Source organism: Paenibacillus tepidiphilus, assembly GCF_008635795.1.
In the GTDB taxonomy this organism is placed as follows: Bacteria; Bacillota; Bacilli; order Paenibacillales; family Paenibacillaceae; genus Paenibacillus_AQ; species Paenibacillus_AQ tepidiphilus.
The window spans coordinates 1-13,330 of the sequence record NZ_VWRQ01000016.1 but is presented as its reverse complement, the minus strand read 5'-3'; the positions used below and the strand labels follow the sequence as shown (position 1 = coordinate 13,330).

At 53.8% G+C, this 13,330-nt stretch carries 12 protein-coding genes and 1 pseudogene; 4 read left to right on the top strand and 9 right to left on the bottom strand.

The genetic code is table 11. The annotated features are described in order from the left end of the window. Positions 1-79: 79 nt before the first annotated feature. Positions 80-409, top strand: coding sequence for an HIT domain-containing protein (locus F1379_RS19570; protein WP_150272941.1), 330 nt, complete (start codon positions 80-82; stop codon positions 407-409). A 331-nt stretch (positions 410-740) separates the two neighbouring features. Here F1379_RS19570 and F1379_RS19565 read toward each other — a convergent pair whose 3' ends face one another. From F1379_RS19565 to F1379_RS19555, 3 genes are all read right to left on the bottom strand, one after another. Then, positions 741-1,463, bottom strand: coding sequence for a DsbA family oxidoreductase (locus F1379_RS19565; RefSeq protein WP_150272939.1), 723 nt, complete (start codon positions 1,461-1,463; stop codon positions 741-743). A 197-nt stretch (positions 1,464-1,660) separates the two neighbouring features. Next, on the bottom strand, positions 1,661-3,505 hold the full coding sequence (locus F1379_RS19560; protein WP_150272937.1) for a hypothetical protein: 1,845 nt from the start codon (positions 3,503-3,505) through the stop codon (positions 1,661-1,663). A 34-nt stretch (positions 3,506-3,539) separates the two neighbouring features. Continuing rightward, the gene (locus F1379_RS19555) at positions 3,540-4,001 is read right to left on the bottom strand and encodes a hypothetical protein (RefSeq protein WP_150272935.1); all 462 of its coding nucleotides are present in this window, start codon (positions 3,999-4,001) and stop codon (positions 3,540-3,542) included. A gap of 223 nt (positions 4,002-4,224) precedes the next feature. On the opposite strand from F1379_RS19555, the gene F1379_RS19550 reads away from it, so the two are divergent. Continuing rightward, positions 4,225-5,157: a glycosyltransferase family 2 protein gene (locus tag F1379_RS19550; RefSeq protein WP_150272932.1), complete on the top strand. Its 933-nt coding sequence runs from the start codon at positions 4,225-4,227 to the stop codon at positions 5,155-5,157. A 91-nt stretch (positions 5,158-5,248) separates the two neighbouring features. Here the strand turns inward: F1379_RS19550 and F1379_RS19545 are convergent, their stop codons facing one another. Further along, complete coding sequence (locus F1379_RS19545) at positions 5,249-5,692, bottom strand: MarR family winged helix-turn-helix transcriptional regulator (RefSeq protein ID WP_150272930.1); 444 nt, start codon at positions 5,690-5,692, stop codon at positions 5,249-5,251. 121 nt (positions 5,693-5,813) lie between these two features. Here F1379_RS19545 and F1379_RS19540 point away from each other — a divergent pair, with 121 nt between their 5' ends. After that, on the top strand, positions 5,814-7,055 hold the full coding sequence (locus F1379_RS19540) for a multidrug effflux MFS transporter (protein ID WP_203457138.1): 1,242 nt from the start codon (positions 5,814-5,816) through the stop codon (positions 7,053-7,055). 122 nt (positions 7,056-7,177) lie between these two features. Here F1379_RS19540 and F1379_RS19535 read toward each other — a convergent pair whose 3' ends face one another. After that, entirely contained in the window at positions 7,178-7,786 is a 609-nt protein-coding gene (locus F1379_RS19535; RefSeq protein ID WP_150272927.1) for a TetR/AcrR family transcriptional regulator, read from the bottom strand. Between the two features lie 262 nt (positions 7,787-8,048). Here F1379_RS19535 and F1379_RS19530 point away from each other — a divergent pair, with 262 nt between their 5' ends. Beyond that, positions 8,049-9,179, top strand: coding sequence for an FAD:protein FMN transferase (locus F1379_RS19530; RefSeq protein ID WP_239004743.1), 1,131 nt, complete (start codon positions 8,049-8,051; stop codon positions 9,177-9,179). Positions 9,180-9,876: 697 nt separating this feature from the next. Here the strand turns inward: F1379_RS19530 and F1379_RS19525 are convergent. From F1379_RS19525 to F1379_RS19505, 4 genes and pseudogenes are all read right to left on the bottom strand, one after another. After that, on the bottom strand, positions 9,877-10,752 hold the full coding sequence (locus F1379_RS19525) for an HAD family hydrolase (RefSeq protein WP_239004742.1): 876 nt from the start codon (positions 10,750-10,752) through the stop codon (positions 9,877-9,879). A gap of 24 nt (positions 10,753-10,776) precedes the next feature. Then, positions 10,777-11,238: a GNAT family N-acetyltransferase gene (locus tag F1379_RS19515; protein WP_150272921.1), complete on the bottom strand. Its 462-nt coding sequence runs from the start codon at positions 11,236-11,238 to the stop codon at positions 10,777-10,779. A 121-nt stretch (positions 11,239-11,359) separates the two neighbouring features. Then, the gene (locus F1379_RS19510) at positions 11,360-11,866 is read right to left on the bottom strand and encodes a metallophosphoesterase family protein (RefSeq protein WP_150272919.1); all 507 of its coding nucleotides are present in this window, start codon (positions 11,864-11,866) and stop codon (positions 11,360-11,362) included. 194 nt (positions 11,867-12,060) lie between these two features. Next, a pseudogene (locus F1379_RS19505) lies at positions 12,061-13,236 on the bottom strand (ATP-binding protein); the annotation flags it as partial. Positions 13,237-13,330: the final 94 nt, after the last annotated feature.

Below are 13,330 nucleotides of genomic sequence, written 5' to 3'. Positions count from 1 at the left end.
CCCTATGGTTACACCTCAGGAATTTATTGAAGAATAGTCTCCTGAACTGCTGCATAACACAAGTTAACGGGAGGGTTCCATGAGCGAGGATTTTTATTGTGACGAAGTGCTAAACGGCAAAACCAAGGTTAACACAGTCCTGGAAACTGAAAATGTACTGGCCTATCATCACACCCGGCCTTTTTATCCGGTACATATTGTCGCCATTCCCAAAAAGCATATCTCTTCACTGCTCACCCTTGAAGCAAGCGACAATGAACTCCTGCTGGAGCTGATCGGAGTCATCAAACAGGTAGCCGCACAAGTCACCGAGCAATACGGCTCTTGCCGCATATCGACGAACCTGGGCAATTATCAGGATTCCAAACATCTGCACTGGCATATTGCCTATGGAGATCCGCTCAGATAAGCGCAACTTTGTCGTCTGGTGACCGGAGCACCCGCTCTTAGTCCGGGTTGGGTGGCTCAGGGCGGTAGCCAACATCTTAAGATTGATGCATTAATCGCATCCGAGTTGTCATTCATCTATTAGCAAGATTACAGACAAAAGCCTCTCCGTTCGGCTCGGCCGACGGAGAGGCTTTAGGTCTGTGGCGCGATTCCGGCCAGAATCTGATAGCAGCTAGCGTTACGGACACCAGTGGACCTTATTGGGCAGAAATCAGCCTCATCCGCTTCGGTACGAGTACCGGGAGCGGCCAGTTACCTGCCGGCGGCCGCCATCAGCCAGGCAACTGGCATCAGATGCTGCAGGAGCCGTCGTCGCAGCCTTCACCGCCGGCGGTATCTGCCTTTGGCTGGCCAACCACCTGTAAGGACGGGGCTTGCTGTTCTTCCGCCCAGACGGTGTCCAGCACCTCGGAGAAGACCGGGCCGGGCTGAGCGCCGGAAATTGCATATTTGTTGTTAAAGACAAAGAACGGTACGCCGGTGACATTCAGGCTCTGCGCCGCGGCAATATCGCCGTGCACCTCATCGGCGTATTTGCCGCTGTCCAGCACGGCCAGCACCTCAGCTGAGTCAAGGCCAAGCTCTGCAGCCAGCGAGAGCAGCACCTGCCGGTCTCCGAGATTCACGCCGTCAGTGAAGTAGGCGCGAAGCAGCCGCTCCGACATCTCCGTCGCTTTACCCACCGTTTTGGCATAATGGCTCAGCCGGTGCGCATCGAAGGTATTGGTAGAAACAATCTGATCAAAGTTGAATTCCAGTCCCACACTTTGGGCCTGCTCCGCAAGCTGGGCGTTCATTGCCTTGGCTTTGTCGCGGGTCATGCCATATTTGGCGGCCAGCATATCATGAATGTCCCGTGTCTCATCCGTGCGTGCCGACGGGTCAAGCTGGAAGCTGCGGAATACGACCTCCACCTGATCACGTCCGGCAAACTGGCTCAAGGCGTGCTCCAGCCGTCTTTTTCCAATATAACAGAACGGGCAGGCATAATCGGACCATACATCTATACGCATAATAGTTCCTCCTAAATAATAAACGAATTTAAGTCACTTACTATTATATAGTTATAAACTGAAAATTACAATCAATCCGAACGATAAGCTGGACATAGAAAAGGCACCCCCAGACTTAAGCATGTCCGGAGCTGCCGCTAAAAATGTAACTCGGCCAGGGTACTAGCCAATCATCTGTGGGCTAACCATATTTATGGTCATCTGACGGCATCCAATATATCTACAGACAATAACTTGCCGTTCACCTTGGATTCTTGGACAAGGATCGTAATCGGCCCAGCCGGAAAAGGTACCTCCACCCGGTACACAGCAGTATTGTCGTCGCTTTGATCCGCTAGTTCTGCAGATCCGTAAGCGCCTTGAATGCCGGCGTTGCTCAGCAGCTCGAGGGTCCTCTCCAAGCCGGCACCTTGGTACCGCCCACGCAAGTCGTCTGTCCACGTATCGGCATTCCAATCGGGCGCAGACACTTGAACACCGCTTTCCCGCATCGTCCGCAGCAGCTCGGCCACCATCCGCCCGTCACCTTCCTGCATGGCACAGGCCAGCGCCAGATAAGCCCGGTTAAGCGTCGTAATATAATTGGTATTATTCTTGGCTTCGAGCAGTTCAAATACATTCTCCTGGCTATGTTCAGCAGTGAACCAATACATGCGGAAATCATCCGGATTCATCTGGCTGGTCAGGGGAATCAGATACCGGCCGTCCTCGGAGGCCCGGAATACCGGAGCCGACTCGAACCGTGACGGATATTGCAGTACATAGATGTGGGTGCCGTCGCCGCTGACCATCATCTCGAAGGACAAAGGCTCACGCGGCTCTTCCCCTCCCGGCAGAATCGCAGCCGAGCCGCCCATGCTGGAATAGTAGACGCTGCCGTCACGGGCCGTCTCCCGGACAAGCCGGTACATGATCCGATTCTTATGCAGGACTTCCGTTGCACCGGAATGCATAACGTTATAATCCTCTCTCACTTTCCACGTGATATCCGCGATCCCCTGCAATTCGCGGGGCTTCCGCTCCCCGGACAAATCCGGCAGCGTAACAGCCAGGCTGTACGGGGCGGCCTCCCACTCATAAGCGGTATACATCTGATCCGACGCGTAGAACACATCCGAGAAATTCGCGTGATAGGAGACGCCGGGAAGTTGCTCTGTACTGCCGGAAGCAAAGATGCTTAAATGCCTTCCGGTAGCACCATAGATCCCGGCCGTAATCAGCAGAGGTACAAGCACCACCAGCAGCGCTCTGGCTCCCCGGCGTGGACGGACTTCTGTAAAAGGCATACCCGGAACCTTTTCCCCGTCCCGGCGCAGCTTCTCTGTCAGCTTCTTCAGCAGCTCGCTAAGTACCCAAGTCCCGGCACTCACATAGATAAGCAGCGGCACCGCGTATCCCCAGGGAGCCGGCAGCGGCCGGAATATGCTGGCCAGGAAGGTAATCAGCAGTGCCAGAATGGTCAGCGGGAGCAATGAGCTGAAGTAGCGTCTGAGCAGGCGCGAGGCTTTGGCCAGCGCTTCTGTTAACGTAATATTTTGCAGCACAATCAGGTATGGGGTCAGTGAATAGAGCATGAGTACAACCATCAGGGCAAGTCCCAGCGGGAAAAAGAAAGCAGACAGGAATACAGTCACCCACCCGAATACTGTGACCAGGAACGACCAGGCGATCATATCGATAAAATACTTCTTGCCGCACGCGATCAGCGGGACAGCCTTGCCTTTCAAAGCCCAGCCCTTCAGACCGCCAAGGTACATCCCCCGCACAAAGCTCTGCAGGACCGCCACCGCAACCGAAATTACAATGGTGAGCAGTTCAATTCCCGCTCCGGGCTGAAGATAGGTATAGGGGACTTTCAAGTCCGTCAGCGAAGGCATATACAGCGGAATTGTAATATGAAAAAAGTATTGCCCCTCCGTACCCGCTGCCGCCGCCTGGGCATACGGATAAATGGAGAAGCCATAATAAATCCCCAGGCCAAGAACTACCGTAATGAACACTTCAAACGCCAATACCAGAACCATTAAACGTATGTATGCCATGCTTACCTCCCTTGCTGCTGGACCAATGCGTTCTCTATAACCATTTGACAAAAGGTGTATACGACAGCTTCACCCGATTCTCTTCTGCCCAGCGCTCGATTTCCTTGATGTCACGGTCCTCCTCTTCCGCAAAGCGGAAGCTCAGCGGCACGGGAACGATTCTCCTTCCGACAGGTTTGATTCCGACCACAGGCCTGAAATAACCTGAAATCAGCAGCACTTTTACCTCGTCTGCCTGAACGGTACGTCCGTTTAGTGAAATCTGTTTGTTGTCTATCTGCAGCACTGTCGGTGCTTGTAATGCCCTGTACACCACCGCCACCAGTATAATCATGTAGAGTACAAAGACCGCAAGCCAAAAAACAAACGAAAATACACTCTCTGCACGCTGCAATATTCCGACCGTAATCCATACATAAACCAGTCCGTTGATAGCCACCACTATAACTGTTCCGATTCCTGAGGGATTTCTAATGGCAAACGTAGCCATGCTCATCTCACGCCCCCTTCGTCACCACCTTACCATATATATACAAAATAATCATTCTGCGGATTAAGTCTGCTTTAATCAGATTGAATTACAGCGATTCTGCAAAAAAGTAAACCAAAGTGGTATATACGTTTCAAGTGAACAACAAGTACACTTAAGGTAATAAAGAGACTTCGGATGATCAGGAAGGCGGGCAAGCACCGCGCTTTTAGAAAGGAGCCAACCCGGCATGCATGATGTGTCGATTGTCATTCCCACCCGCAACCGCGTACAGGACCTTACGCTATGCATCGAATCCATCGCCAGGCAGACCGAGCTGGAGGACGTCTCCATCGAGCTGCTGATTGTTGATGACGGCGATATTGAGGCCAGCAAGCTCGATTATTTCCGTAAAGTGCTGGACGGCATGCCCGATGCCGAACTGAAGTATTACCGCAAGACAAGACCGGGCGTCTGGCTGTCGCGCTATGAAGCGCTGGAGCTGGTCGACGGCGAGATTCTGCTCACCTTCGACGATGACGCCGAGCTGGATGATCCGCTATATATCCGGCGGATGCTGGATACTTACGCTTCCGATCCGGCGATCGTCGGCGTCGGCGGCATCGCCAAGGGCCTCTCCAGCAGCCGGTCCGGCAAGCTGCTCGGGCGCCTGACCTGTCAGATGTCCGCTTCCCCCGGACGGTTGTCGGCCAGCACGCTGGCCGGCTCACTGCTGCTGTGGGGCGAGACGGAGCAGACATTCGAGACGGATTTCTTCCACGGCTGCAACATGTCCTTCAAGCGCTCGGCGCTGCAGGATATGAAGCCTTATCCGTGGATGACCAGCTACGCGGTGGCCGATGATATCTACATGTGCCATCTGGCCAGCAGATACGGCAAGCTCGTAATCAATCCCGAGATGAAGATTACCCATCATGAATCGCCAAGCTCGCGCGATAAGGCCGGACGGGTGGCGCGGGCAACCGCCGTCAACCATTACTACCTGCTCAATCTGCGCAAGGCTTCCGTGAAGAACTATGCCGCACTGCTGTGGACGCTGAGCTATTTAACCGTCAAATTCACGCTGAAGCGCAACTTCAACGCCGTGAACGGCTATGTCAGCGGCATCCTGTTCGTACTTAATCCCCGCAAGAACAAATATAGCGAGTATATGCTGGATTAACCTCCGTGATTTCCCCGCAACCGAAGAAGACGGTCCGCCTCCGGCGGCCGTCTTCTTCGGTTGGTTTAGCAATGGATCATCCCGCTCCTGCTCAGGACATTTTATGGATCATACGGTACAAATCATTCAGCGCACGCTGAAGATCCGCGACATCCTGGTTATCCAGCCCCTCCAGCTTCGATCTGATGGACTCAAACAATGTTCCCTGCAGTTCCTGAAGCTTGGACACCCCAGTCTCCGTTATATGGATATTAATGATTCTGCGGTCCTTGGCAGCGTACTCCCGCCGCACATCGCCGGTTTTACAGAGCTTCTCGATAATCGGCGTCAGCTGCGGCTTGGCAATTTGAATTTCCTGCGCAAGCTCCGTCATCGTGGCAGAACCCTTCTCCGTTAATATCGTCAGCACATGGATGACCAGCGGACTGACAATATGTCTTGTTCTCTGTTCATGCGGGCGGATCAGCTTGCGGTCAATCACTGTCAGTAGGGAAGCCAGCCCGTGCGCAGCCTTATTTCGTTCCTGATCTTCCACTCTCGCCCCACCCTTTCCCTTAAAATAGATCTGTTGACAAGCTGTGACCTGTTCATTATGCTATTATAGTTAATAATTGTGAACTATTAAATAAACAAATAATTATGGGGGCACGAAAGCTTTGAACGAACAGGAAACCATGGAAATTCAACCGGCATCGAAACAGAAATATCTCGGCTCAACAGGGATTATTGCTTTTATCGCCCTGATGAACATGTTCATTCCGCTCTCGACCGACTTGTATTTACCGGCGCTGCCGAAGATGAGTCAGTATTTTCAGAGCAACCCGGCAGTTACCAATCTTACCTTGAGTGTGTTCTTCATCTTCTATGCGGCGGGAATTCTCTTATGGGGGCCGCTCAGCGACAAGTACGGCCGCAAGCCGATCCTGATGGCGGGAAATGTGATTTATATTCTCAGCACCATTGCTTGCGCACTCTCCACCAATGTGTACATTCTGATTATAACCCGGGCGATTCAGGGGATCGGGGCCGGCGCAGTTACAACCGTATCGGTAGCCATGGTCAAAGACTGCTTTGCGGGGAAAAAGCGGGAAAGCATCCTTGCCGTCATCCAGTCGATTTCCGGCATTGCTCCCATGATTGCTCCGATTATCGGTGCATTCATCCTGACCTTCTCCTCCTGGAGAGGCTCATTCTGGACACTCGCCGCCATCGGCATCCTCAATTTGATATTGACCCTGCTCTACCAGGAATCGCTGACTGAGGCCGACAGGTATAAAGGAACCCTGCTGGGCTCCATGGGACGGCTGCTCGTGGTGGCACGTAACCGCAGCTTCTTCTACCCGGCAATTATTTTTTCGCTGCTGGCTCTGCCCTTTATGGGCTATATTGCGGTCTCTTCCTACATTTATGTTGATTATTTCGGACTCAGCGAGCAGGTATACAGCTACTTCTTCGCAGCCAACGCGCTCGTCTCTATTCTGGGGCCGTTCCTGTACGTCCGCTTCTTCAGCAAGATGAACAAAAAGATTCTGGCCACAGCCTGCTTCGCAGTCGCGGCAGTCAGCGGTTTGCTGGTCATGACCATCGGCAGACACTCTCCCGCACTCTTCCTGCTGTCGTTCGTCTGGATGTCACTGGCCTTCACGGCGACCCGTCCATTCAGCATGAGTCTGCTGTTCCGGCAGCAGCAAGGGGATACCGGCTCGGTCTCCTCGATTATCAACACGATGACAACCGTCCTTGGCAGCATCGGGATGGCAGTCGCTTCCGTGCCTTGGGGCAACATTGTCACCGGACTGGGTGTCCTGATCGTTGCCATGGGACTTATCTCCGTAATCGGATGGCTCGCCTTCCTGCGTTCGAGCATTCCTTGCGTGGGTGTCAAAGACCCGGCATAAGCACTGCTGTATCCAGAGATATACAAATAAACTCGCAGAAGCCTGTTCACGCATCGCTCCGCCTGGAGTGGGACTCCCTGTCCAAGGATGATGATGTGCATACAGGATTCTGCGAGCTTTTTTTATGAGAGCTCCCCGTCACTAACCGCAGCCACATCCTGCATCAGCAGGCCGCCAGATATAAACAGCACCATATGCTCTTTAATAACCGCCTTATCAAGCGGCTCATGGGTACGGTTCCACTCCGTGGTAAGCGCCAGATACATCCGTAGCATCATGAACGCCGCCACACTGGAATCACAGGGCTTGACTTCACCTTCGGCAATGGCGCGGTCGATCTGCTGCTGCAGGTAATCCAGGGCGTAGCTCTCAATCCGCTTGACCCCCTCGAGCGCCTGGGCGGTTCCGATGTCCCGGACCTCCTGCGCCAGCTTGACGAACAGCTCATGGTCGGAACGGAAATCGAGTATGGAATCCAGCAGATTCAGCATTTTCTCGGTGAACGAGCGGTCCTCCTGCGCTACCCGGCTCATGATGGCCATCTGCTCCCGGGAAGCCTGGTCCAGAATCTCGGCGAACAGCTCTTCTTTGGTTTTGAAAAAAGTATAGATCGTCCCTTTGCCCACATTGGCGATCTTGGAGACAAGCTCCATCGTTGTCGCTTTGTATCCGAACTGGACAAAGGATTGTGTGGCCGCCTGCAAAATCAGCGACCTGCGGTCGATTGCCATAGCCGAAGCTCCTTTCCTGGCCGACAGTCAAAATTGGGTTGACTGAATTCTAATTTTAGTCAACCAGTCAACCGGTCATACCCCAATTTAACATGTCCCTACCGGAAAGACAACTTTGCGCCAAGGAGGGAAATGCTGCTGAATGTGCCGCCGGATATGCTTTTCCCGTGAAATGTCACCAAATCAGTATCCATGGCTGTTCGTTCTGGGGTATTATAGTAAGGATGTAATCACGAAACTACTTGATGGATGGTGGAACGTATTGAAAAACAAAAAAATGGCGCTCATCCTGGCGGCAGCGGTTGTCCTTATTATTGCTGCGGTCATTGTTATTTGGCAGCTTACCGGCAAAGAGGACAGCGGCAGCGGTAACGCATCAAGCGGGGAGACCGCCGGAAGTGCTGAAGTCGGCAAAGAGAGCGGCGTGAAGTCGCTGGCACAGACTTTTTACATTTACGATACCGTCGTTAATATCAAAATTATCGGTGACACCGCCGAGCAGCAGAATATGGACGACATCGCAGCCATGCTGGAGCGGATGGACCTGGAGTTCAGCCGCACCAAGGAGAACGGTGAAGTCTATGCCATCAACCAGGCCGCAGGCAAGGAGGCTGTCGCCGTCTCCGACGAGACGCTCGACCTGATCAAGCAGTCGATCAAATACGGCGAAGAGATGGACGGGCTGTTCGATGTGACGATCGGACCATTGGTCGATCTGTGGAACATCGGCAGCGGCGGGGAAAGCGTCCCTGCCCAGGCTGACATCGACCAGGCCAAAAGCATGACCAACTACAAGGATATTATCATTGACGAAGCCGCGAAGACCGTCATGCTGGCCAAGGAAGGCATGATCATGGACCTCGGCGGGATCGGCAAAGGCTACGCCGCCGACCGGATCGCCGATTACCTGAAGGAGCAGGGGCTGAACAGCGCCATGATCAATCTCGGCGGCAGCAGCATCATTGCGCTGGGCACCAAGCCGGGCGAGGTTCCGTGGAACATCGGCCTGCAGGACCCGGACAAGAGCCGCGGCACCCAGCTCGGCACGATCAAGATCGCCGATGAAGTCATCGACGCCTCCGGCGTGTACGAGCGCTACTTCATCCAGGATGGCGTGCGGTACCACCACATTCTGGACCCGCGCACAGGCTTCCCTGCGCAGAACGGCCTGAAGAGCATTACCATCATGAGCCCGAACGCCACGGATGCGGATGCCCTCTCCACCGGTGTGTTCCTGATGGGGCTCGAAGACGGCATCAAATACCTGGAGTCCCTCCCGGAGAAGGTTGATGCCTTCTTCATCACCGACGACAACAAGATTTACGCCACCTCGGGCATCAAGGACCGGCTGGTGCTGACCGATCCGACTTACAGCTTTGCGGAGCTGCCGTAAGTCGGGTCTGAAATGAACCATGTATAGATAAGGGCAACCCCCAAGCTGGAACCTGCAGCTTGGGGGTTGCCCTTGTTATGGAATAGCTCTAGAGCAACGATACCTTCCCGGATCAGAGCCCGCACGCAACCCGCGCTATTCACTGCCGCCGTGCTGACTAGCTACTCTGGAGCTTAGTTGTATTTTGTACATCGCTCTGTACATCGCTGACTAGCTCACTCTGGAGCTTACTGTATTCTGTACACCGCTAAATAGCTCACTTTGGAGCTTAGTTGTTTTTCTGTACACCACTGACTAGCTCACTCTGGAGCTTAGTTGTTTTTCTGTACATCGCTGACTAGCTACTCTGGAGCTTACTGTATTCTGTACACCGCTAAATAGCTCACTTTGGAGCTTAGTTATTTTTCTGTACATCGCTCTGTACACCACTGACTAGCTCACTCTGCAGCTTAGTTGTTTTTCTGTACATCGCTCTGTACACCACTGACTAGCTCACTCTGCAGCTTAGTTGTATTCTGTACATCTAAACGCAGCTGTTTCGCCTCCATTTAGGCTTTAGTTGTATTTCATACAACTAAAATTACGGAAACTCGCATTTTTTGCCTATAACTGAAAATATAGTTGTACGAAATACATCTATAAGTAGTTTTAACCAAAAACCGGGCGATTTAGTTGTACGGAATACACTTATTCTCCCTCAAACCAGTGGCAGCCCACCGAACTCGCGGTAATCCCTGAATACATGGCTGGGCGTATGCCCCGTGTTGCCCGGCTCGCGGCCGCGCGGATTATACCAGCACACCTGCCAGCCGGCCGAAAGCGCGCCGACAACATCATTCGCCCAGGTATCTCCCACGTATAGCGAGTGCTCCGGGAGCGTACCGGTAACGCGATTCACATGGGCGAAGATCGCCGGGTCCGGCTTCGCCAGTCCGACGGCGTCCGAGATAAAGATCATGTCCGGCGGAATCAGCTTGTCTACGCCAAGCCCGCGGAGCTTGTTCATTTGATGGTCTTTCGGACCGTTTGTGATCACGCCGACCTTATGTCCCAGGGAGATCAGCCGACGGATCAGCTCCTCGACCCCATCGATAAAGCCGATGTCGTATTGCCGTCCAATATACGATGCCTGGATTTGTTCCGCCTCGCCCCGGGTAAGCATTATGCCGAATTCGGCAAAAGCCAGCTCCAGCCGCCGCACCCGGGTCTCCTCCAGCTCCAGCTCACCGTTTAAATATTTCGGCCACAGCACATCGCTGTGATGCCGCACCCTGTAGAACAGCTCTTCGTCATCCAGATGTTTACCCTCCTGCCCCAGTACCTCGCGCACTGCCTCCCGAAACGGCACCAGATGGTCGTATAGTGTATCATCCAGATCAAAAAATACCGCCAGCTTCACGCCGCTGTCGTCAAAGCCGTGGTTGCTGTCCTTACCGCCATGGTTGCCATTATTGCCATTACCACCATTACCACCATTACCACCATTACCGCCATTGTTGCCATTACCACCATTACCACCATTACCGCCATTGTTGCCATTGTTGCCATTGCTGCCTCTATTGCCGTTAGTCACATCCATGCTCCTTACTTGTTCAGCTCAGTAGAATAAATCATACGTCACAAATTCCTCGTCGCGGACATATCCGTTCGCTTCATAAAGCCGCTGGGCGCCGGTATTGTCCGTCATCGTCGTCAAGGTGAGTCCCTTCGTCCCCGTCTCTCTGGCGAACGCCTCGACCCGCTGCAGCAGCAGTGTTCCGATTCCCTGGCCGCGCTGCTCCTCCGCTACGAACAGATCATTGAGAATCCAGAGCTTCTCCAGCGTCACCGAAGAGAATGAGGGATACAAATGGGCAAGCCCCACCGCACGCTTCTCCGGCCCTTCGCCTGTTACAGCGAGGAAGAGAACCGATTCCCCGGCTTCCAGCCGCTGCCGCAGAAACCGCTCTGCTCCCGGCACATCCGAACCCTGCTTGTAATACCTCCGATAAGCATCAAACAATGGAACAGCCTGCTCCACCGCTTCCGAAAATACCTGCTCCACCTGATAGGTCAGCATCACTAACACCCCTACACTTTCCGGCAACCGCCTTTTTCCTCTATTCTAGCGATACAGGCTGGCGCCGGACATGGAGTAAATGCCGTTTCTTTTATATAATTGCACCGCACCCGGACCCGTTCTACTCCCTGGAGTCATAAAAGACATGGCGGGCGCTGACCTTGCCCTGCTCAATGTCCATCAATCCGATGGAATAGCGTTTCTCGCGGCGCTTGTCGGTGGCTGAGCCCGGATTGAACAGCAGAATCCCGTTCTCCTTGCGCACCAATGGCTGATGCGAATGGCCGAACAGAATGCAGTCCACCGCCTCTCCTTCAAAAGCCAGCAGCGCATTGCCGTCCGTGCCCTTGCGGGAATACGGCGTATGGCCGTGAATCATGCCGATGCGGGCGCCCTCCAGCGTCAGCAGCTTGCGCTCACCGAACCTGCGGATGATTTCCGCACCGTCGTTGTTCCCGGCAATACCTTCCACCGGTGCAAGCTGCGCCAGCAGCTCGTACACCTCCAGCGACACCCAGTCGCCCAGATGGAGGATCAGGTCCACATCGCGGAATTCAGCCAGCAGCGCCTGCGGCAATCCTCTGGCGGCGCTTGACATATGTGTATCCGAAACTATTCCAATCTTCATCTGCTTCAGCTCCTGTTCTGTATCCTTTGCGGTATAGAATGCGTCAATTCCAAGCATTTAGACCATTGTACGATTATACGGGAAGAGGAGGCAAGTTTTGGACAGCACACAAAGGGAGCTTTCCGGCTCCCTTGTTCCCTATACGTCGGGCAATGAGTACCACCGAGATCCGGCCGGCACAACTGTTCTACTGACTAGGTAAAAAAACCGATGGACGCCGGAGTCTCCCGCATCCACTCCTGCTTGCGTCCTTTATCCAACTCGCCGCGCATGCCCCTGACCAGCGTCTCCACATCCGCTGTTCCGCTGTCATGCCATTCCAGTGCAGCTGACACATACAGCTCGCCAAGCTGGCTCAGCGAGAAGCCGTCCGTCAGTCTTGCGGCCAGGCTTACTCCCTGCTCTCCGGAAAAAGCTGTGAATCCACGCAGGCGCAAATACTTCAGCCGCAGCTCTTCAGCGGGCAGCTTGATTTCATAAGACCGGTCGAATCGGCCCGCGCGGTTCATCAGACCCGGATCGATTTTATCCGGATAGTTGGTGGTGCCGATCAGGAATATGCCCTCCTTCGAGGTCGCCCCGTCCAGCGTATTCAGAAAGAACGACCGGACCTCCTGTGGCATGGAGTCAATATCCTCGATCACCAGCACCATCGGGGCCAGGCGGACAGCCGCCTCGAATACATCTTTTACCGATTCGCTGCCCGTATACTCCGTGATCTGCCAGTACACCACAGGCCCCGGCACACTGCCTGCAATGGATTTGACGAGCGTCGTCTTGCCGTTGCCCGGATGGCCGTAGAGCAGAATCCCCCGTTTATAGGGAATATCATATTTATTGTAGAAGCTGCGGTCGGCAGCAAAGAATTGATCGAGCGAGCGGTAAATCTCTTTTTTGACAGACGACTCCAGCACTACCTCATCCCGGCCTACCCTGCGGGTAATCGGCTCATCCTCACGGAAGAGGCCATGGCGTCTATCCGTAAATACGGTGATCTTGCGGATATTCTGTTCCCGCTGACGCCGGCGTACATTGCCGAGAAAGGTCTTCAACTGTTCATCCGAGACCGCAAACACAAAATCCTGAAATTGAATGCTGCCCTGCTGGAACACTGGCACTCGCGCTAGCGCTACCCCCATAGCCGGGTAGGCCAGCACATTGTTGCGTACCGATAGGTGGATATTGTACTCCGGCAGTTCCTTGTCATCTTCGTATTTAAAGGTGCGGTCCTCCAGCAGATCGAATATCCGTCCCACGTGCTCGACCTCGGAGCTGCCGCTACGGACATCCTCCTCCAGCAGCGACCAGTATTCACTGTTCGGATCGTCACTGGCATACAGCGCATAACTTACCCCGTACCTGGAATATAACTAGAGTAAAGGACTGGTGTATAGTCAGCCCCTCCTCATCAAACCGTACGTGAGGTTTTCCCTCATACGGCTTTCCGATGTTCGTCACTCCTGG

Bases quoted from the DNA above. Each gene is read 5' to 3' on its own strand.
- F1379_RS19570 (WP_150272941.1), top strand. From the start codon at position 80: ATGAGCGAGGATTTTTATTGTGACGAAGTGCTAAACGGCAAAACCAAG.
- F1379_RS19565 (WP_150272939.1), bottom strand. From the start codon at position 1,463: ATGCGTATAGATGTATGGTCCGATTATGCCTGCCCGTTCTGTTATATT.
- F1379_RS19560 (WP_150272937.1), bottom strand. From the start codon at position 3,505: ATGGCATACATACGTTTAATGGTTCTGGTATTGGCGTTTGAAGTGTTC.
- F1379_RS19555 (WP_150272935.1), bottom strand. From the start codon at position 4,001: ATGAGCATGGCTACGTTTGCCATTAGAAATCCCTCAGGAATCGGAACA.
- F1379_RS19550 (WP_150272932.1), top strand. From the start codon at position 4,225: ATGCATGATGTGTCGATTGTCATTCCCACCCGCAACCGCGTACAGGAC.
- F1379_RS19535 (WP_150272927.1), bottom strand. From the start codon at position 7,786: ATGGCAATCGACCGCAGGTCGCTGATTTTGCAGGCGGCCACACAATCC.
- F1379_RS19515 (WP_150272921.1), bottom strand. From the start codon at position 11,238: ATGCTGACCTATCAGGTGGAGCAGGTATTTTCGGAAGCGGTGGAGCAG.
- F1379_RS19510 (WP_150272919.1), bottom strand. From the start codon at position 11,866: ATGAAGATTGGAATAGTTTCGGATACACATATGTCAAGCGCCGCCAGA.